Here is a 20,859-nt window from a genome sequence, read left to right on the forward strand (position 1 = left end):
CGGTTTATTATGTACACTAATTAGGAAAGAAGGACTGCTTTATGTGTTTACCAGGTTTATTGATTGGCGTGCCTTTCGTGGCGGCAATCCTTGCGTTCTGCCTGCGGGGCAATGGGGCCCGTAACATCCTTGTGAAGCTGGCAGCGGCCGTTACTATGGTCTTATCTGTAGGGACGGCAATCCGGTACTTTGGGCACCCGGCATTTTTAAAAATTACCGGGGGATTTTTGCCGGCGGTTCTGCTTGCTGTGGATGTCATTGCCGCTGCTGTTATTTTCTATTACACGCTGATAAAGTTTAAAAAATTCAAGATTGCGTTCCTGGAACTGATACAGCTTGCCGGGATCCTCTGGTTTGAAAAGGGGATAGGCCACGCGATTGAAGCGCGCCATGATTTGCTCATTGACAATTTTGCGCTGATCATGGTACTGATTGCCGGCATTATCGGCAGTCTGATCGCCGTCTTCTCATTAGGTTATATGGAAGAGTTCCAGAAAGAGCATCGCGACGTGCAGGACCGGCGTCCGTTCTTCTTCTTTGTCATCTTCCTGTTCCTGTCGGCCATGTTCGGCCTGGTCATTTCCAACAATCTGCTGATCATGTACACCTGCTGGGAAATCACCAGCCTGTGTTCATTCCTGCTTATCGGCTACACACAGACGGAAGAGGCTGTGGAAAATTCGTTTAAGGCCCTCTGGATGAACCTGCTGGGCGGCGTAGCGTTTGCCGCCGCCATTCTCTGGCTGGGCGCGGAGTATGAATCCGTGGAACTTTCCATGCTGATCAATCTGGGTCGCAGCTCGCAGCCTGTGGAAATTGCGGTTGCGCTGCTGGTCTTCTGCGGCTTTACCAAAGCTGCCATGATGCCGTTCTCCGGCTGGCTGCTGGGAGCCATGGTCGCGCCTACGCCGACTTCGGCTTTGCTGCATTCTTCCACAATGGTAAAGGCAGGCGTGTTCCTGATCATCAAACTTTGCCCCGTGCTGGGCCCGAACCATGCAGGCCTGATGACCATGTTCATCGGCGGAGCCACATTCCTGTTTGCATCCTTTGTGGCCATTTCCCAGTCTGACGGCAAAAAAGTGCTGGCATATTCCACAATTTCCAACTTGGGCCTCATCGTCTGCTGCGCGGGCATCGGTTCCTATGAAGCAGCCTGGACTGCTATTATGATCGTAGTTTTCCACGCAGTGGCCAAGAGCCTTATGTTCCTTTCGGTGGGCACGGCGGAACAGCAGCTGGGCAGCCGTAACATTGAAAACTTTGACGGCATGTTCTGCTCGCTGCCGGGCCTGTCTCTCTGCATGATCATCGGCATCTGCGGCATGTTCCTGGCGCCGTTCGGCATGCTGATCTCCAAATGGGCCGCCATGAAAGCCTTTGTGGATGCGGGACATCCGCTGTTATTACTGGTGCTCGTGTTTGGTTCTTCCACCACGTTGTTCTACTGGACCAAGTGGCTGGGCAAAATTACGGCGTACATTCCCGCAGAGAAAAATCTGGAAGAAGGAATCCACGGCGTAGAGTGGCTGGCATTACGCTCGTTAAGCGCCCTGACCATTGTGACCTGCGTACTGTTCCCGGTTATTTCCCAGATGGCGGTCATTCCATATCTGGAAGTTACCTATGAAACAACGATGGAAGTTATTTCCCGGAGCAACCTGCTGATCATGTCCATGATGGTCCTGTTGCTGGTGGTCCTGCCGCTGCGTTTCGGCAAAGGGCAGGAAAAGAAACTGGTGGTCACCAACCTGGCCGGGGAAAACCTCGGCAACAACCAGTCGTATCGCGGCGCGGCCGGGCAGGTGATTCCGGTCACGGTCCGGAACTGGTACATGGAAAAATGGTTCGGGGAGGCAAAAATGAAACTGTGCGGATTCATTCTTTGCGGTTCCTGCCTGTTAATTGAGTTTGCGATAATATTCGGAGGTGCTTTCCATGTCTGAGATGGTCATCAACATTATTTCGGGGATTGCATATCTGATCCTGGCACCGGTCATCGGCGGCCTTCTGGCCGGTGTTGACCGCAAAATTTCCGCACGCATGCAGCGCAGGGTAGGACCTCCCATTATGCAGCCCTTTTACGATTTTTTCAAACTTTGGGATAAACAGCCTGTGGCGGTAAACAAAGCCCAAAGCTTTTACGTGACCGGCTTTCTGCTCTTTGTGGTGATCAGCGGCCTGTTCTTCTTCACGCATGGAGATATTCTGCTGGTGGTGTTCACGCTTACCATGGCCAGCGTCTGTTTCATTGTCGCTGCGTATTCTTCCAACTCTCCCTACAGCCAGATCGGTGCGGAACGGGAACTGGTGCAGACCATGTCCTACGAGCCCATGCTGCTTCTGATGGCGTTGGGATTTTACCTGAACTGCGGCACATTCAGTATCGGTGAGATACTGAAATCCCCCCAGATGAATTTTATCTACATGCCCGGTATTTTTGTCGGGCTGAGCTATATCCTGCTGATTAAATTCCGCAAATCGCCCTTTGACCTTTCCGTTTCGCATGAAGCGCATCAGGAACTGATCCAGGGGGCGCTGACTGAAATTTCCGGACGTTCCTTGGCGCTGATTGAACTGGCGCACTGGTATGAAAATGTGTTCCTGCTTGGTTTTGTGTACCTGTTCTTTGCCTGGGCCGCACCCTGGAGTCCGGCGCTGGGACTGTTCATGTGCGCGTTCACTTATTTTGGTGATATTCTGGTGGACAACTGCTGTTCCCGTGTAAAATGGGAAAACATGCTGGCCTCGACCTGGCTGGTTACATTGGTTGCAGGTTTTGTAAATATTATGTTCCTGATGCAGATACGCTGATTATGTTTTCTGTCATATTATGAAGTTGCAACAGACTTCGGCAAGATTGATATTACAATAAGCATGGCAAGGAAAGGATGCGGCTTATATGAGTTATATAAAGAAATCTCCCTGGCTTGTTCATTACGATGGCTCCAGCTGTAACGGCTGCGACATCGAGGTGCTCGCCTGCCTGACCCCGCTGTATGACGTGGAACGGTTCGGTATCGTAAATACCGGCAATCCCAAGCACGCGGACATTTTTCTGGTGACGGGCGGTGTGAATACCCAGAACCTTCCGGTTGTAAAACAGATTTATGAACAGATTCCGGAACCGAAAGTGGTCATCGCGGTAGGGACCTGCGCCTGCAGCGGCGGCGTGTTCCATGACTGCTACAATATGCTGGGCGGCATGGATAAGGCTATCCCTGTGGATGTGTATGTACCGGGCTGCGCGGCCCGGCCGGAATCCATCATCGACGGCGTGGTGAAAGGCCTGTCTGTGCTGGAAGAAAAGCAGAAAGCACTGGCGGTTCCTGTGAGAGAAAAACAGGCTCTGCGGGAAAGAGAATTAGAACCGGAAGTGGCTATCAATAAAAGTCAGGAGGCCGGGAAATGAAACAGATTTTTATTCAGACAGCAGCTGCTGATTTGCTGGGCAAAGCGGCGCAGTATAAAAAGGACGGGTACCGCATGGTGCAGATCCTGTGCACCCGGGTTCCGGAAGGCTACGAACTGACTTACAGTTTTGATAAGGATTATGTAATGGAAAACCTGCGGGTCGTGGTGCCGTTGGAGGGTTCCGTGATGAGTGTTACCAGCCAGTACTGGTACGCCTTTGTCTGGGAAAACGAGATCCATGACCTGTTCGGCCTGAATGTGGAATTCATTGCGCCGGAAGTGGATTACGGCGGAAAGTTCTTCCATCTTGCCAAACCCATGCCCTGGCACGAGCTGGCTAACGCGAAACAGCCGGCTGCGGCCGTAAAGGTGAACCTGCGGCCCGGACTGGGTGTGGACGCTGCGGTAAAACCGGCGGCGAAACCTGCTGCACCGGCAGCAAAACCTGCGGAAGGAGGTAACTGATATGGGCAAAAGTACAGTTGTACCTTTTGGTCCCCAGCATCCGGTATTGCCGGAGCCAATCCATTTCGATCTCGAGCTGGAGGACGAAAAAGTTGTAAAGGCGATTCCTTCCATTGGGTATGTTCACCGGGGTTTGGAAAAACTGGTAGAGAAGCGCGGTTTCCAGGAATATGTGTATGTAGCGGAACGGGTCTGCGGCATCTGTTCTTTCGGTCACGGCTGGGGTTACAGCAAGGCCATCGAAGGCCTGATGGAAATTGAAATTCCGAAACGGGCGGAGTACCTGCGTACCATCTGGCACGAAATTTCCCGTCTCCACAGCCATCTGCTGTGGGCAGGACTGGGCGCCGACGCTCTGGGGTTTGAGAGTTTGTTTATGCAGTGCTGGCGTATCCGTGAAACGATTCTGGATATCATCGAACAGACCACCGGCGGACGGGTTATCTTTTCCGTCTGCAAAGTGGGCGGTGTGCGCCGGGATATTCCCGATCAGGAGTTAAAAGAAATCGTGAAGCGCCTGGATGCGCTGAAGAAAGAGATTGACGGAGTGGCGGATATCTTTCTGAATGATGAAACGATTCATGCCCGGTTGAAAGGCGTCGGCACGGTGACTTATGATGAAGCGGTGGCGCTTGGCTGCGTAGGCCCTACGGCCCGGGCCAGCGGCGTGCCGCAGGATTACCGGATAGGAGACGAAGGGGGAGCCTACAAAGAATTAGGTTTTACCCCGGTCCTTGCTACCGAGGGCGATTGTTTCGCCCGTGTTAAAGTCCGCCTGCTGGAACTGTATCAGTCCCTGGACATCATCAAAGGCTGTGTGGAAAACATGCCGGCCGGGGAAATTGCAGTACCGGTAAAAGGCTTCCCGCCTGCAGCGGAATATTTTACCCGCGTGGAACAACCCCGGGGCGAAGCGGTGTATTACGTAAAAGGCAATAAGACAAAGAACCTGGAACGGTTCCGTCTGCGTACGCCGACCAACGCGAACATCCCGGTGCTGGTAAAAATGCTGCAGGGCTGCGATCTGGCGGATGTGCCGAACATTATCCTGACTATCGACCCTTGCATCAGCTGCTGTGAGAGATAAAAACAGGCAGCGTAGTGTCCATTTTCTGAAATTATATTGTTAGCAAAAACGCTAAATCATAAAACGAGGAGGTCTGGCGATGAGTTTTATGTCCTTTGCCAGCGAGATGCTGGGCAATCTGTTTAAACCGCCGGCAACCAGTCAATATCCATTTAAACCAAGAAAAGTGTATGAAGCAGACCGGGGCAAGGTCATCAACGATATCAACAATTGTATTTTCTGTGGTATGTGCATGCGGAACTGTCCGTCCGATGCCATTACGGTGGACCGGAATGCCCGTACCTGGAAGATTAATCGCTTTGCCTGTGTGCAGTGCAAAGAGTGCGTGACTAACTGCCCAAAGAAGAGCCTGTCCATGGACACGGAATATACGGCGCCGGCTACCGAGAAAACGGAAGAAGTGCTGCAGGGGCCGCCTCCTCCGCCCAAACCTCAGGTGGTTTTGACGGAAGCACAAAAGGCTGCCATCGCCGCGGCGCAGGCGAAAAAAACGGCGGCGCAGAAAGCGTAATCTTATGCATGAATATCCCGTTACTGTTCAAATCGTGGATATCGCTTCGGAAACTGCCAGAAAGAACAAAGGCCGGGTCCGCCGTATTGATTTGGTAGTGGGTGAAGATTCCGGCTTTATCGGCGAGTCTATCCAGATGTATTTTGACGTGGTGGCGGAAGGTACTCTCTGTGAGGGAGCAAAGCTTGTTATTGAAGGCGTGAAGCCCCAACTGCGTTGTGACAGTTGCGGAAAGCTGTTTGAGCGGAAACGCTTTTCCTTTCAGTGCCCTTTTTGCGGTGGAGACGGAAGCCCGACGGAAATTGGGAAAGAATTCTACGTGAAAAGCGTGGAACTGGAAGTAGAGGACGAACCTGCTGCGGACACAAACTCCACTTCTTGACAGTTATCTTTTTCCTTGAATGATTAGAGTTGGAAACGGAGGAAGGATTCCAATGCATATGATGAAAGCGGATGTGATGGTGGATATCCACGCAAGGAACAACCATATTGCGGAGCATGTCCACGAACATCTGGCGGAACATAAAATTTTCGCGGTGAATATCATGGGGGCGCCGGGAGCGGGAAAAACCACTACCTTGGAAAACCTGATGAAACATCTGGATGTGCCCGGGTATGTCATCGAAGGCGATATTGAATCAAATATCGATACGGAACGGCTGCGCAAGCAAAACATCGCTGCAACGCAGATTAACACCTTTGGCGCCTGCCATCTGGACGCGCCACTGGTACACAATGCCATCCATGCGCTGCCGTTTGACAAGCCCGGTATTTTGTTTATTGAAAACGTGGGCAATCTGGTTTGTCCGGCGGAGTTTTCTATCGGCGAAGATATCAAGCTGCTGCAGGTCAGCGTGACGGACGGCAGCGACAAACCTTACAAGTATCCGCTGGCCTTTGAAAAGGCAGACATTATTGTGCTGAACAAGATTGATCTGCTGCCCTATGTTGACTTTGATGAAGAGTTTTTCATGAAAGGCATCCGGCATCTCAATAAAACGGCGCCCGTGTTCAAAGTCAGCGGCAAGACCGGGGAAGGTTTCGCGGAAGCAGCTGCGTGGCTGAAACAACGGGCAGGGTTTTGAATAAAAATTTGTTATACGAGAAATGAAACAAAACGTAACTGTTGCAATAACTGTATACGGAAAAGTGCAGGGGGTCGGTTTCCGTCCCCTTGTTTGTCGTTTGGCAAAAGATAATAAATTGACAGGGTTTGTGCGCAATGCAGGAACCCATGTGGAAATAATTGCCACAGGATTTCCGGATGATATACAACAATTATGCGAGCGTCTCTATAAAGCAGAACTGCCGGTACGTGTTGAAAAACTTTTATGTGAAACCGTTTTGCATCAGCAATTTGAAAATTTTATTTCCGTTGCAAGTACGGAAAGCGATGAAGTGAGATCTGTTTCTGCGGATATCGGTATCTGTGAAAACTGTTTGCGGGAATTAAAAGAAAAAGGAAATCGCCGGCAGGGCTATTCTTATATTTCCTGTGCCCAATGCGGGCCGCGCTACACAATTATCCGCAAGCTGCCGTATGACCGTGCCAACACGACCATGGATCAGTTTGCGTTGTGTGATGACTGTGCGGAAGAGTATGGTGACATGCAGAACCGGCGCGGGCATGGAGAGACCATTTCCTGTTACCGTTGCGGACCTCAGCTGCAATGTGTCGTGAAAGAAGAATACAAAAGCTTCATAACATCTGGCTACATAGAAGGAAATTTATCTTCAGAATCTTTTTCCGATTCGTTGAAACGGCAGGTCCAAGACAAAACAGTAATTGCCATCGGCAGTGAATTGCTGAAGCAGGGCAAGATTATTATGGTCAAGGCGGTAGGAGGTTTTAATCTTCTTTGCCGTGCAGATAAGGCGGAAGTTGTAACGCGACTGCGGGATTTGAAAAAGCGAATGTCCAAACCCTTTGCCGTGATGGTTACGGATTTGGCTCTGGCGGAAAAGTTTTGCTATATGTCTGCAGAAGAAAAATCATTGCTCCAGTCAGCGGTCCGTCCTATAGTATTGCTTCAAAAAAAGAAAAGCAAAAACGATTGGCTGACTGAAAAAATAGCTGAGGATTCTCTGAAAGTTTCTATAACGAAGAGAACAGATGCAACGAGTTCGTCTCAAAAAAATGTGGAAGCAGAGGAAAGAAATCCAGTTCCATCGTTTCTTGCGGACAACGTGACAGACGTTTCCGACCAGGTGGGCGTGTTCCTGCCGGCTATGGGTTTTTACAGCGAACTGGACGTGGACTTCCCTTTTATCGTTACCAGCTGCAACTATACGGGACAGCCGATTATTTATAAAGATGAGGAAGCACAACGTTTTTTTGAAGAGCATGCAAACATTGCCGCACTGTTTACCTATGAACGGGACATCCTGCGCCCGGCTGACGATTCGGTAACGCGAATTATAAATGGCAGGGTACAGGTGTTGCGCCGCACAAAAGGCTATATGCCGGAACCGATTCCAATCCTGAATTATAAGAATAATTGTGATACTGTCATTTCCGATTTGCAGCGCAAACTCACGGCATATTGTAAGCAATCTGAAAGGAAAGCCTCCACCCATGAAAAATTCTCGAAAGATGACGTTTTGGCCTTGGGCGCCCAGATGGAACCGGGCTTTTGCCTGACAGCAGAGGGACAATTCTTTCCGGCTGAGATTCCGGGGGATATATCGCTGGAAAAGACAGAACAGTTTTTTGCTGACTCTGTGGCAGACTGGATGCAGCTTCTCAATATAAAACTGCAATCAGTGGTGGCGGATTTGCATCCGGGATATACGTCTTCCCAGTGGGGAAAAAAGTTTGCGGAACAGAACGGATTACCGTTTTATCAGGTACAGCACCATCACGCCCATGCGTTAGCGGTGATGGCGGAACATAATCTTAAAGGAAAAGTGCTGGCTGTATGCTTCGACGGCACCGGACTGGGCGCCGACGGTACGGTCTGGGGCGGGGAGTTTTTGCTTTGTGAAGGCTCTGATTTTACACGGGTCGGCCATCTGAAAGCGATCCCCATGTTAGGCGGAGATGTTTCCATGCAGCAGGCGTGGAAGACAGCACTCTGTCATTTGGCGGCGGTGGGTTTGCATAGTCATGATCCGCGTTTTGCCATAGTGCAGAAAGCATTAAAGTTAAATGTCAATGTAATTCAGACATCCAGTATGGGGCGTCTGTTTGATGCAGCATCCAGTCTGTTGGGGCTGGCGGATTTTAATTCCCATCAGGGCCGCTGCGCTATGGCGTTGGAATCGGCGGCGCGAACTGCACTGATGGAAAAGATACAGCCGCTTCCGCTTGCGTTTGCGAAAGAATGGGACAAGTCAGACGAAGATTATAAAAACAGCAATGATAGAAGGTTCAACGAAACGATCAATGCGGATGGAAAGGATAATTATAATTTAGAAAAAGTTCTCTACAATCCTGCGCCTGTATGGGAGGCGCTGTTACAAGTAAAGAGAGAACATAAAGATATTTGTGCCGCTGCGCTGGGTTTTCATTTTGCTGTTGTCAACATGGTAACAGACATGGCGGAACGTATGGGAGTAAAACAAGTTGTTCTGACAGGGGGCTGTTTCGCAAATCGGATTCTGTTGGAAACCTGTACAAAGGAACTGCAGGAAAGAGATTTTCAGGTTTATTATAATGAAGATGTGTCCTGCGGCGACGGAGGCATCAGTCTGGGGCAGGCATATTACGGGTATCTCATTTAATCAGCGTCTCCTTAAAAGAAATGCCTGATGTGCAGAAGATGATGGCGAGTTGCTCTTTTAAGAATTCTTTAGTATAATATTTGAAGGGGAAATGTAAAAGGCCAAGTGGAACGAGTATTGTGGAGGTGAAAGGAAATGACAACATTAGATAATCATAGACGTCCTCCTATGCCACAAGTTTCGAGAGTTATTGTTTTAAAAAATTATTTATTGCTTCTCACTTTTACAACGGGAGAAGTTAAATTGTATGATGCATCATGGGTGTTAAGTCATCCTATGACAACAAAATTAAAGGATTTAACATTCTTTAACAAGACGCATGTTTCGCACGGTACTGTTGTTTGGAGTAAGCAGTTGGATCTGGGTCCCGATGACCTGTATGAAAACAGTGTTGCGGTCAAGGACGAAAAAGGAGAAGAACTTGTAGCTGTCTGACGCTTATTTTTTAGCCGCTATTGTATAGCCGCTTCGGATTAAAAATACCGGGGCGGTTTTTATATCTGTACAAGAGATGTACAAGTTCCTTTAAGAAAGTACGGGGAGTTCTTATGTGTGTAGCATATCCGGGAAAAATTTTATCCATAGAAAACCATCACGCCCGCGTCGATTTTACCGGTTCGGTTGTGCCGGTGAACATTTCCATGGTAGATGTGGCGCCAGGTGATTATGTATTGGTGCATGCCGGTATGGCAATCCAGAAAGTGGAAACAGAAGAAGCAAAAGAGTGGATCGCGCTGTTTCGGGATTTGGAAGAAGCGACAGTAGATGCAGCGGATGAGTCACAAACGGTTGCACCGTCAGAATTACTGACTGAGGATATCCATCATGCGTGAAAAAGAACTGGCAGCATTTTTACAACAGTATAAGGGACGTGCGCTGAAGCTGATGGAAGTGTGCGGCACTCACACATCTGCGTTATACCGCACCGGATTGCGGCAATTGTTGCCGGAAAACATTACGCTTGTGTCCGGTCCGGGCTGTCCTGTCTGCGTGACGCCCACGTCCTACATTGATAAACTGGTGGAGTATGCGTTTACTCCCGGCTGCCGGGTGATGACCTTCGGGGATATGCTGGCGGTACCGGGCAGCAAAATGTCATTGGCGGAAGCCCGGGACCAGGGCGGCGCTGCGGATTTTTTCTATTCACCGGAAGATATGCTGGAAAAAGCAAAAGCGCAGCCGGAAACGACGTTTGTTTTAGCTGCTGTTGGCTTTGAGACCACCGCGCCGGTGTGGGCGACGGTAATCAAAATGGCGGCAGACAATCATATAAAAAACATAAAATTTCTGACGGCCTTAAAAACCATGCCCCAGGCTTTATCGTTTTTGTGCAGCAAAGGAAGGATCGACGGCTTTTTGTGTCCGGGACACGTGGCCGTCATTACCGGCAGTGAACCCTTTCAGAAACTGGCGGAAGAATTTGATGAAACCATGGTCATCGGCGGCTTTTCACAGTCACAGCTGTTGCGGGCGATGACCCGTCTTGTACTGGAAAGCAGCAGGGGACACGCCGGTCTGTGGAATGAATATCCGTCTGTTGTGAAACCGGGAGGAAACGCGGCAGCCCAAAAGATGGTTAATGAAATCTTCGAAGCCGGCGACGCAGTCTGGCGGGGAATCGGTTTATTGCCGGGTTCTGGTTTGTATATAAAAGAAAAATACAAAGAATTTGATGCAGGAAGCCGCGGTTTAAACGAAGACAAAATTCCGGCAGGCTGTCTGTGCAGCAGAATTGTATTAGGGGACGCGCTGCCGGCGCAGTGTCCTCATTTTGGTAAACGATGCACACCCGAGCATCCGGTTGGCGCGTGTATGGTCAGCAGTGAAGGGACCTGTTGCATAACATTTCGTGAAGGAAATGATGTTTAGTTTTATGCAAACAGAAAAATAATTAAAGGTTGCAAGAATAACACAACAACTATGTCATCCCTGCAATCAGAATTCAATGAGGAACTGTATATGAAAATTGCATTACGTCACGGAGCGGGCGGCGAAGAAACATCAAAACTGATTCACGACATTTTCGCTTCCCATTTTCAAAACGAAATTTTAAATAAAATGGAAGACTCGGCGGTGCTGCCAAAATTGGATGGCGTCCCCGTCTTCACTTCCGATAGTTTTGTGGTGGAACCGCTGTTCTTTCCCGGTGGGGATATCGGAAAACTGTCTGTTTGCGGAACGGTCAACGATTTAACCTGTATGGGGGCAAAACCGTTATATCTTACGGCGTCCTTTATTTTGGAAACCGGACTGGAAACCGAAACGTTAGAAAAAGTTGTTTCGTCCATGGCAGCAACGGCTGAAGAAGCCGGCGTAAAAATCGTGGCCGGCGATACAAAAGTGGTGGAAGGAAACGGCGGACTTTATATCAATACCGCCGGCATTGGCGTGCGTCCGTCTGTCTGCAACATCTCTGCCGCGAATTTGAAACCGGGTGACGCAATCATCATTACGGGCACGTTGGGTGACCATCATGCAACGATTCTGACGCAGCGCCTGCAAATGGAAACTTCTCTGCAAAGCGACTGCGCCCCGCTGAATCACATGGTACAAACTGTACTGGATGCAGGTGTTGATGTCCATACCATCCGCGACATCACCCGGGGCGGACTGGCCACCGTTGCCACCGAACTGGCGGAAGCATCCGGCTGTCGCATCAATCTGGAAGAGGAAAAGTTACCTGTATGCGAAGCGGTGAAAGGACTCAGCGGCATTTTGGGGCTGGACCCCCTGACCATGGGGAACGAAGGAAAAATGTTGCTGGCAGTTCCTCACAGCGAAGCAGAAAAGGCATTAGCAATTCTGCAAAATACAAAATACGGCAAAGACGCCGTGATTGCCGGAGAGGTTACAGAAGGAACCAGCGTCTACCTGTTAACTGCGTTGGGCAGTTACCGTAAAGTGTTGCCATTGCGGGGAGAAGGACTGCCCAGGATTTGCTGAATAACCAGAGACTCGCATTATATTCTGCCTAAATCAAAAACCAGAGTTCAGAGATTGAAGTCAGGTTATTTTATATTACACTTTATTCTTCTCCATTTTTCCCGCACGGCGCAGTGGCAGCTTTCCCGAACAAAGCAATCAAATGAACGAGAGAAGTTGTCACCTGGAGACAGACAAATAAGCTGTCTATAATTACAACAGAAAGCAGGCTGAAAAACCGCGCCACGACTGGAATTACAAAAAAAGTCCGGTCACTAAAGTGACCGGGAAGGGTAGTTTGAATCCAAAGTGATATGTAATGACTTTAGAATAACTATAAAATCGCCTGCCGTTTTAGCAGGCGCTACAGTAGCTATGTTCAGTTTTAAAGTGTAACGTAAAAAGTATAAGCGACCTGGCTTTGCAATGGCAATTTCTGAGTGAATCTGCTATAATATAGTTGCCGAAAGGCAATTATCTATAAAGGGGGAATTGGTATTCGTAGTCAAAAAGTGAATAAGAAAATGTTGCAGGAAAATGTGTTGCCGGAGGTAGCATCACAACAGCAAAAACTGCAGGAACAACAAGATCTGCAGGATAAGCTGCAACGTATCGCTCAAATGCGCATGTTCGATGACACGCTGATGAATGCAGTATTCGACAGTCGTATTGCGGAAACAGAGGTCTTGATTCAAATAATTTTGGGCAGAGATGACATCAAAGTTACTTCAACCAAGACACAGGAAGAGTTCATCAATGTGTACGGCAAGATGGTCACGCTGGACATCGTCGCACGGGATGCTGATAATAAGCTGTACAACATTGAAGTGCAGCGTGACAAGTACAAGGCGCCACCGCAGCGAGCACGATTCCATGCTGCGGTGATGGACATCACATTACTGAAAGACAGGCAACCGTTCAAGGAAATGCCGGAGCGGTACACGATTTTTATTACAGAGGAAGACAAGTTTGGAAGTGGCTTTCCCATGTACCACGTGGAGAATGTGATTAAAGAGTTGCGTGATGAGCCGTTCCGGGATGGCGGACACATCATTTTCGTGAACGGCGAGTATCGTGATGTTTCTACTCCGATTGGGCAGTTGATGCATGATTTTGCCTGCACACAGGCCAGTGATATTTTGAATCCGGTATTGCGTGAACGGGTGCGGTATTTGAAGGAGAGCGAAGGAGGGACTGCAGAGATGTGTGAACTGGTAGAAGAATACGCAGAGAAAAAAGCAATGCGTAAACAATTGGAAATTGCGAAGGAATTGATTGAAACTACAGATCTTTCCCTGGAACATATCGCACGAGTTGTGAAATTACCGCTTGACACCGTGAAAGAACTAGCGCAAGGAAGAACTGCGTGAACAAACTATTGTGAAATAACAGCAACAATTGCGAACCGGCATGGGATTTCTCCTGTGCCGGTTTATTCGTTTACTCCTCCATTTTTCCTGATTGGTGCAGAACAGTTTTTCCAAACAAAACAATATAATGAACGGGCGGCATTAATAATTTTAGCTTTTGCGAAAGATTTATAGTATAATACTATTGAGATATAATATCACTAAAGTTATTATAATTTAAAGACTATTGATTCAATTTTCGGGTGTTGCATTTGGAGGGCTTATTATGAGACCGATGACAGATGAGGAAATCATTCGCTTTTTCGAGATGGCAATCGCTGGAGGACAGATTTTTGTGTACTATCAGCCGCAGTACAATCATTCCACCGGGAGGATCGTCGGCGCGGAAGGGCTGATGAGATGGAGACATCCGGAGTTTGGACTGCAGTATCCGGTAAACTTTATCCCGGTCCTGGAAAAATACGGCTTGATCCATCGTGCCGATTTGTTTGTGTTTGAGCAAATCTGCCGCTTTCAGAGCAACTGTCCGCCCTCTGTCCGGATCCCCATTTCTTTTAACGTTTCCAGACACGATCTCTTTGGCCACGATTATGTGAAAGAGCTGGAAGCAATCCGGAAAAAATACGATGTCCCCGTAAAATACCTGCATGCGGAAATCACGGAGTCTTCTGCCATTGGCGGCATTGACCTCTTTATTAAGGCAATCACTCAGTTCCATGAAGCGGGTTACCTTGTGGCAATGGATGATTTCGGGAGCGGTTATTCTTCTCTCAGCGTACTGAAAGACCTGCCGGTAGATATTCTGAAGTTTGACCTTCAGTTTCTGGCTGGAGAAGGCCTCGGCGGCCGCGGGGGAATCATTCTTAATTCAGCCATACAGATGGCGAAATGGCTGGAAACCCAGGTTCTTGCGGAAGGCGTGGAAACCATAGAGCAGGCGGATTTCCTGAAAAGCGTCGGCTGTAATTATGTGCAGGGATATCTGTATGCAAAGCCGATGCCCGAAGAGGAAATGAGAAATCTTCTGGAGACTGGCAGTTTCGAGACGACCGTGCCGACACTTACGTTTATCCGGGGGCTGAAGGCGCAACGGTTCTGGAATCCGGATTCGCTGGAGACCGTAATCTTCAACAGCTTTATCGGCGCGGCGGCCATCTTCAGCTACGAGGATGGGAGTATAGAGATTCTCCGTGTCAATGAGAAATGCGTGAAGGAAATTGGCATGAACCTGACGGAAAAAGAGATTATTGCTTCGAATCCTCTGGATACTATGAATCCGGCCAACCGGAAGATTTATATAAATACCGTGAAAACCGCGATTGAGTTTGGGGAAGAAGAAAGCTGTGAAACATGGCGGACGATTACGTCGGGATGTTGCGGAGAAGAAAGAATCTGTATCCGCAACAACATGCGTGTGATTGGAAAGGCCGGAAACCAGGCGATTATTTATACCATCATCCGAAACATCACCGATGAGAAACGGCTGTATGAGGAGTTGGCCAACAGTGAGCGCCGCTTCCGTTTTGCCAGTGAACAGGCAAACGTTTACGCCTGGGAGTATATAGTAGATACGAAGGAAATGCGGCCCTGCTTCCGGTGCATGCGTGATCTGGGGCTTCCTCCCATTGTACGGAATTATCCGGAGCCTGCCATTAAAACCGGGATCATTCCGCAGGATTATGCGGACCTGTACAGAGACTGGCATAAACAAATCGCTGCAGGCGCGAAAAAACTGGAGGCAATCATTCCTCTGACAGTGGGACGGATCCCTTTCCACGTACGGTACACCACAGAGTTTGATGAAACCGGAAAGCCCTTGAAAGCCTACGGATCCGCAACGATGGTGATAGAAGAAAAAGAATAATGCAAGGAGTGATGAAAGTGAACAGGACGAGCAAAATTCTGGTGACAGCATTGACAACCTGTATGCTGATGGTCTCCGGCGCCTTTGGCACAGTAGCCGACGCGGCGAAAAAACCGGTTGTGGCGGAAGGACTCCAGGGAATCTCTGTCAAAGGCTCCACTGACCTTCCGGGGCATTTTTTCCTTTCCTTTGCATTCAGCCGTAATCTCATCATGCTGGATGGGAAGGGCAACATTGTCTGGTCAAAGCACGAAGCAGAACCCAAGCCGGGCGGCCATACCGGCTGGTGGGATTTTAAGAAACACAAAGTGAAAGGCAAAACCTATTACAGCTATCACGATCAGACAGGCGCCTACGACAATTACGGTCTGCACGGTTACGCTCCGGGCGAACGGGTGATCCTGGATGAACATTTCAAAGAAGTGAAACGAATCACCTTTGAAGCGTCGGACGTCACTGCCAAAGGAGCTCCGCTGGACGGGCACGACTTTCTGCTGATCGATTTGGATCATTATATCCTGTCGGGTTATCTCCACGACAAAGTGTATAACATCCCGGGCTATGCGCAGGGATCGAAGGTTGTGTATTCCTATCTGCAGGAAGTGGATCACGGAAAAGTAGTCTGGGACTGGAAGAGCATTGATTATCCGGAACTGTACGGTTACACGGTAACAGAAGGGGATCCCAGGAGCAACGATTTTGCGAATCAGAAGACGGACGCGCCGGACTATGTTCATTTTAATGCTATGCGGCTCGATGAATCCGGAAACCTGGTCTGCTCGTTCCGTCATCTAAATTCCATTCTTTGTCTTGACCGGAGTAAACGGAAAGACCAAATCGTTTGGAAGCTTTCCGGCCGCGGTGACGAATTCGGGCTTGCCGAAAATGAAAAGTCTTCCTGCCAGCACTACGTGACAGTGGACGGCGGATACCTTACCCTTTTTGATAACAACAACCGTGACAAGCAGACCCGTATTACATCCTACGCAGTAAACACGGCTGACAAAAAGGCGGAAGCGGCCCGCTTCTACTACATTCCCGGCAAATATTCCCAGGCCTGCGGCTCCGTCCAGCACCTGCCCGGCGATTTATATGTAATCGGCTGGGGCTGGGCTGTAAACGATAACGAATGCATGTCTGTCTACAACTTTGCTACTGGGAAAAAGCTTATGTCCGTTATGCTCGATAATCCAAAGAATATAACCTATCGCTGCGTGTATTATGAATGAGAAAAGGGGGGATTCACTTACATATGGCAAAGAAAAGCAGTTGCCATGATGAGGAAGACGCACAGTCCGATGCAACGGAATTAGAGGAGAACATAAAAGATACCATCAAACGAAACGTTTTGCGGTATTGAATAGACGACAATCATTTCATCTCATACTGCTGTAGGATCTGCTTCGGGTCTGCTTCGGGAAGTTCTCAGATTGCTTTTTGATTGACGTTGTAAACTGATTGTATTATAATTATTGTGAAAGGAGATGATTTCTATGGCTACAATACCAACCCAAATCCGTATCGATACAAACGTAAAGGAGCAGGCCACAATTCTTTTTGACGAACTCGGAATGGATATGTCTGGTGCGGTAAATATATTTCTCCGCCAGTGCATTCTGCACGGAGGTCTTCCTTTTGCAGTAGTAATTCCCCAATACAATCAGGAAACACTTAATGCTATGGCTGAAGCAAGAAGAATTGCCGAAGATGCTAACGTGAGAGGATACAAAACTATGAAAGAACTTAAAGCCGCTTTGGAGGCGGACGACTAATGTATACAGTTAAGTTTACTTCCGCTTTCAAAAAGAATTATAAGCTTATGAAGAAACGGGGCATGGATATTTCTCTTCTTGATGATGTCATTGAAGAGTTACGCAGGGGCAAGGAATTGGATGGAAAATATAAAGACCATGTCCTCAAAGGTGAATATGCCGGTTTCCACGAATGTCATGTTAAACCGGACTGGTTGCTGATTTACCTGATTGAGAATAATATACTCACACTTACACTTGTTAATACCGGTTCTCATGCTGATTTATTTAAATGATAGAGGAAAAAGCTATGCCAAACATCATACCGCTTGACACCGTGAAAGAATTAGCGCATGGATGAACTGCGTGAACAAACTATTGTGAAATAACAGCAACAATTGCGAACCGGCATGGGATTTCTCCTGTGCCGGTTTTTTTTAACTCTCCATTTTTCCCGCACGGCGCAGTGGCAGCTTTCCCGAACAAAGCAATAAAATGAACGAAAGAAGTGTCACTGGGAGACAGACAAATAACGCTGTCTATATTTATAACAGAAAGCAGGCTGGGAAACCGCTTCACAACTGGAGTTACAAAAAAAGTCCGGTCATTAAAGTGACCGGGAAGGGTATTCGTTATAGTAAAAACCGTTTGGCTTTCAGCATGGCAAATGCGTGGTACAGATCTGCTTTTTTCCGGTTGATCCGCGCGAGTATGCGCTTCAGGTTAGGCGTTACCGGGCGCGATTTCCACGTTCCCCGTAGGAGGGCCCGTTTCTTCAGGGTTTTATCCGCCCGTTCCTGGAAGTCCTGCAGCAGGGTGCGCATCCGCCGGTCCGGGATCCACACGTAAACAGGCTGGCAGGCTTCCCGTACCCGTACGTGGGAACGCCAGACAAACTGTACCAGTTCAGACAGGGCGTAATTGTCGTTATTGAATAGCAGTTCCGGATTGTTCTCGGCTTTGGCCCGCTGTTCCAGAAATTTCGTGCAGGTTACGTCAAAGAAGCGGTTGCACAGGTAAGCGACGCCGGTACAATTCTGGTACGAGTTGGTGGCTTTGGTGTTACAGGGCAGAAACCGCCGCAGGGAAGGGTAATGTCTTCCGTTGCTGCGTAACAGGTTTTTGTATGCGTTGAAGGTAGTGAACAGAAAGGAATCGCTGCGCACTCCCATGGCTTTCATGAATTCGTAGGCGTTGCGGAATTTCTGTTTCAGTTCTTTCAGCCCGGCTTGGGACGTGTCCTTGCTGGCGTTGTGGTACCAGGTTTTGGACAAACTGGCATCCATGTTAAAGGGCTTGCCGTCCAGAATGACCAGGTTTTCAATTCCTCTCGGGTAGGTCTCCACATACTTGCCGCCCGGATTCCGGATCATGCGTCCGTCGTCGATATGGTAATATTCCATGTCAATGTGGTTCATGGCGCAATAGTTGTGCAGCATGCTGCCATCGGTCATGTAGGAATAAAACCAGCATTCCCGGAAGCAGGCGAACAGTTCCGGCCTGGTGAAGGCAATGATGGAAGTGAAGGTTCCGTCCTTTTCGCCGAACGGATATAACGTGCAGCTGTAACTCAGATTTTTTATCGCATTGAATACTTTGTAATCTTTGTCAGACTTTGCGTATTCACATTCGGGATTAAAACGGATGGTTCCGTCCTGTACGCGGACCATGCCGGTCTGCTGCATCAGTTTGATATCGGCCGGGCCGAAACGAATGCTGCCCGCCGGTTCATCCAGTTTGTGTCCCGTGCCCACCACGTCGCGGAATAACTGGGGAACTTCGTCAAAGAGCGCGATATATTTATAGTTGCTTTCGCTGAATGCCCGTATTGTTTCATCATTAAAAATACTCCAGAGCGAGTGGGTCGTGACGATGTTTTCCCCGTTACGGATCAGCTCCAGAATGCTTTTGTTATAAGGCGGCGTTTCCGGACTTTTTAAATCCAATTCCGATCCGTAACGTTCGTCCCGTTCCCGGATGGTGGGGACGAAAACAATAAACCGCCGGGGCTCCGGATCGAAGCCTCTGTTATGGAAGCGGATCAGGTCCATCAGGCTGGCGCTTTTTCCTATGCCCATGGGCGAATCGATGATGCGAAAGGTAAGCGGCGGCTGTTTATGAAACGTTTTATTGTTAGTCACACTGAAATCTCCTTGTATGTTTTGTTTACGGAATAGCAAATGCGTTGCATGTTGCAGGACATATATTGCAAGGTAAGGAGATGCTGACAGATCAACATTTCCTTTTTTCCGTACAAAAATGAATTATACGCTTGCCTTGTAATAAATGCAAGAATGAATTCATGCAGGAGTAAAACGTTTTCGCTGCAGATGATAAGAACAAAATCATGGAGGATAGTCAAACAATGTGGGAATGATTCATCATTCTGTAACAAACGTTTCATAATTTTTATGATTAGAAAGAATTATTGCAAATTCAGATAAAATCTGTCTTTTGATTTGACAAGGCAAACAAGCTAACATATAATTATCCTAATAACAATGATAGAGGCGCGGTAAGCAAGAGTACCTTACGGAGAGGCATCGGAGAAGTAAGGGAAAGGGGTTGCCGCCGAAGGGTTGCATCCGGCGGGATGCAGTTCCTGGGCCTGAGGTGAATAATTTCAGGACTGTCGTTGCAAGGCAGCATTTGCCCTGCAGCGGAGAGCTATCTCAACTGAAGTGGATTATTACGTTTAACAGTAAAGCCTGCCGTTGGGATAACTCTCAACGGCTTTTCTTTTTTACACAAAATATAGATTGTGTTTGCAGGAAAATGTCAAATTGTTGTGGTAAATTGCTGACAACAAGGCAAAAATGATTTATAATATAACAATAACAAGATTTAAATCTTTATTAAATTTTAAGAAGAAACGGGAGGGTTTGTTATGATCAAAGTATTAGTGAACGGAGCTTTTGGGCGCATGGGCAGCGAGGTGGTCCGCATGGTTACTGCCAACCCCGAACTGGAACTGGTGGGCGGCGTGGATATCAACGCGGCGGGGAAATCATTGCCCGACGGTAAACCGGTGTTTACCAATATCGGTGAGGCGCTGGAAGCGGTCAAAGCGGACGTTGTGGTTGACTTCACCCGTCCCGATGTGGTCATGGATTCCCTGCGTATCATTTTGAAGAAAGGCGTTCGTGCCGTAGTCGGTACGACCGGTTTTACCGATGAACGGCTGGCGGAAGTGAAAGAGCTGGCGGAAGCAAACAACACGGCGGCTCTGATCGTTCCTAATTTTGCGTTAGGCGCAGTGGTCATGATCAAACTGGCCACGGAAGCAGCAAAATATTTTAAAGATGTGGAAATTATCGAGAAGCATCACGATCAGAAGCTGGACGCTCCCAGCGGTACGGCTATCTTAACGGCGCAGAAGATCGGGGCAGTGCGGGAAGCCCATAAACAGGGTCATCCTAATGAAAGAGAAACTTTGGCCGGTTCCCGGGGCGGCGATATCGACGGCATCCGCATCCACAGCATGCGACTGCAGGGGTATGTGGCTTCCCAGGAAGTGGTGTTCGGCAGCCAGGGCGAGACCTTGAAGATCATTAACGATACAATCAACCGCGAATGCTATATGCCGGGCGTGGCCATGGCCTGCAAGAAGATCGGTTCCCGTCAGGGACTGGTGTACGGCCTGGATCAGATTCTGGATTAATCGGAGAAACCTGCGCCGGTGCCTGCTGCATTGTTGCGGCGCGGGCGGTTCTCTTAATTAAGGTTATAAAATAAAGTCATAAAGGAAAAGG

At 48.5% G+C, this 20,859-nt stretch carries 20 protein-coding genes and 1 riboswitch; of the genes, 19 read left to right on the forward strand and 1 reads right to left on the reverse strand.

What is annotated here, in order from left to right:
• The first annotated feature begins 41 nt into the window (after positions 1-41).
• From QZV31_RS02200 to QZV31_RS02285, 18 genes are all read left to right on the forward strand, one after another.
• The gene (locus QZV31_RS02200; protein WP_295357493.1) at positions 42-1,946 is read left to right on the forward strand and encodes a proton-conducting transporter membrane subunit; all 1,905 of its coding nucleotides are present in this window, start codon (positions 42-44) and stop codon (positions 1,944-1,946) included.
• Positions 1,939-2,814, forward strand: coding sequence for a complex I subunit 1 family protein (locus QZV31_RS02205; RefSeq protein ID WP_093729596.1), 876 nt, complete (start codon positions 1,939-1,941; stop codon positions 2,812-2,814). Before QZV31_RS02200 ends, QZV31_RS02205 begins: the two co-directional genes overlap by 8 nt.
• A gap of 88 nt (positions 2,815-2,902) precedes the next feature.
• Entirely contained in the window at positions 2,903-3,412 is a 510-nt protein-coding gene (locus QZV31_RS02210) for an NADH-quinone oxidoreductase subunit B family protein (protein ID WP_093729597.1), read from the forward strand.
• Entirely contained in the window at positions 3,409-3,879 is a 471-nt protein-coding gene (locus QZV31_RS02215; RefSeq protein ID WP_093729598.1) for an NADH-quinone oxidoreductase subunit C, read from the forward strand. Before QZV31_RS02210 ends, QZV31_RS02215 begins: the two co-directional genes overlap by 4 nt.
• Before the next feature lies 1 nt (position 3,880).
• Entirely contained in the window at positions 3,881-4,966 is a 1,086-nt protein-coding gene (locus QZV31_RS02220; RefSeq protein WP_093729599.1) for a nickel-dependent hydrogenase large subunit, read from the forward strand.
• A 79-nt stretch (positions 4,967-5,045) separates the two neighbouring features.
• On the forward strand, positions 5,046-5,477 hold the full coding sequence (locus QZV31_RS02225; protein WP_295357501.1) for a 4Fe-4S dicluster domain-containing protein: 432 nt from the start codon (positions 5,046-5,048) through the stop codon (positions 5,475-5,477).
• A 4-nt stretch (positions 5,478-5,481) separates the two neighbouring features.
• Positions 5,482-5,859, forward strand: a complete 378-nt coding sequence (locus tag QZV31_RS02230) for a hydrogenase maturation nickel metallochaperone HypA (protein ID WP_295357504.1) — start codon at positions 5,482-5,484, stop codon at positions 5,857-5,859.
• Positions 5,860-5,911: 52 nt separating this feature from the next.
• A complete protein-coding gene (gene hypB, locus QZV31_RS02235) occupies positions 5,912-6,562 on the forward strand; it encodes a hydrogenase nickel incorporation protein HypB (protein ID WP_295357507.1) in 651 nt (216 codons plus the stop codon).
• 22 nt (positions 6,563-6,584) lie between these two features.
• Positions 6,585-9,200 (forward strand): carbamoyltransferase HypF, encoded by a 2,616-nt coding sequence (locus QZV31_RS02240; protein ID WP_295357510.1) that lies wholly within the window; start codon positions 6,585-6,587, stop codon positions 9,198-9,200.
• 135 nt (positions 9,201-9,335) lie between these two features.
• Positions 9,336-9,635 (forward strand): DUF2442 domain-containing protein, encoded by a 300-nt coding sequence (locus tag QZV31_RS02245; RefSeq protein ID WP_295357514.1) that lies wholly within the window; start codon positions 9,336-9,338, stop codon positions 9,633-9,635.
• A gap of 113 nt (positions 9,636-9,748) precedes the next feature.
• The gene (locus QZV31_RS02250; RefSeq protein WP_295357517.1) at positions 9,749-10,033 is read left to right on the forward strand and encodes a HypC/HybG/HupF family hydrogenase formation chaperone; all 285 of its coding nucleotides are present in this window, start codon (positions 9,749-9,751) and stop codon (positions 10,031-10,033) included.
• A complete protein-coding gene (gene hypD / locus QZV31_RS02255; protein WP_295357520.1) occupies positions 10,026-11,069 on the forward strand; it encodes a hydrogenase formation protein HypD in 1,044 nt (347 codons plus the stop codon). Before QZV31_RS02250 ends, hypD begins: the two co-directional genes overlap by 8 nt.
• Before the next feature lie 90 nt (positions 11,070-11,159).
• Entirely contained in the window at positions 11,160-12,143 is a 984-nt protein-coding gene (gene hypE / locus QZV31_RS02260) for a hydrogenase expression/formation protein HypE (protein ID WP_295357523.1), read from the forward strand.
• A gap of 503 nt (positions 12,144-12,646) precedes the next feature.
• Positions 12,647-13,492, forward strand: coding sequence for a PD-(D/E)XK nuclease family transposase (locus tag QZV31_RS02265; protein WP_295357526.1), 846 nt, complete (start codon positions 12,647-12,649; stop codon positions 13,490-13,492).
• A 265-nt stretch (positions 13,493-13,757) separates the two neighbouring features.
• Positions 13,758-15,356: an EAL domain-containing protein gene (locus QZV31_RS02270; RefSeq protein WP_295357529.1), complete on the forward strand. Its 1,599-nt coding sequence runs from the start codon at positions 13,758-13,760 to the stop codon at positions 15,354-15,356.
• Between the two features lie 17 nt (positions 15,357-15,373).
• A complete protein-coding gene (locus QZV31_RS02275) occupies positions 15,374-16,585 on the forward strand; it encodes an arylsulfotransferase family protein (RefSeq protein WP_295357532.1) in 1,212 nt (403 codons plus the stop codon).
• A gap of 264 nt (positions 16,586-16,849) precedes the next feature.
• Positions 16,850-17,128, forward strand: a complete 279-nt coding sequence (locus tag QZV31_RS02280; protein WP_093729609.1) for a type II toxin-antitoxin system RelB/DinJ family antitoxin — start codon at positions 16,850-16,852, stop codon at positions 17,126-17,128.
• Positions 17,128-17,403, forward strand: a complete 276-nt coding sequence (locus QZV31_RS02285; RefSeq protein ID WP_295357536.1) for a type II toxin-antitoxin system YafQ family toxin — start codon at positions 17,128-17,130, stop codon at positions 17,401-17,403. The genes QZV31_RS02280 and QZV31_RS02285 overlap by 1 nt, the downstream gene beginning before the upstream one ends.
• Before the next feature lie 336 nt (positions 17,404-17,739).
• Here the strand turns inward: QZV31_RS02285 and QZV31_RS02290 are convergent, their stop codons facing one another.
• Positions 17,740-19,248 (reverse strand): hypothetical protein, encoded by a 1,509-nt coding sequence (locus QZV31_RS02290; RefSeq protein WP_295357538.1) that lies wholly within the window; start codon positions 19,246-19,248, stop codon positions 17,740-17,742.
• Between the two features lie 356 nt (positions 19,249-19,604).
• Positions 19,605-19,785, forward strand: a riboswitch (Lysine riboswitch).
• Positions 19,786-19,994: 209 nt separating this feature from the next.
• Here QZV31_RS02290 and dapB point away from each other — a divergent pair.
• Complete coding sequence (dapB, locus tag QZV31_RS02295; protein ID WP_093729612.1) at positions 19,995-20,768, forward strand: 4-hydroxy-tetrahydrodipicolinate reductase; 774 nt, start codon at positions 19,995-19,997, stop codon at positions 20,766-20,768.
• The last annotated feature ends 91 nt before the right edge of the window (positions 20,769-20,859 follow it).

The organism is uncultured Succiniclasticum sp., from assembly GCF_902793885.1.
GTDB lineage: Bacteria > Bacillota > Negativicutes > Acidaminococcales > Acidaminococcaceae > Succiniclasticum.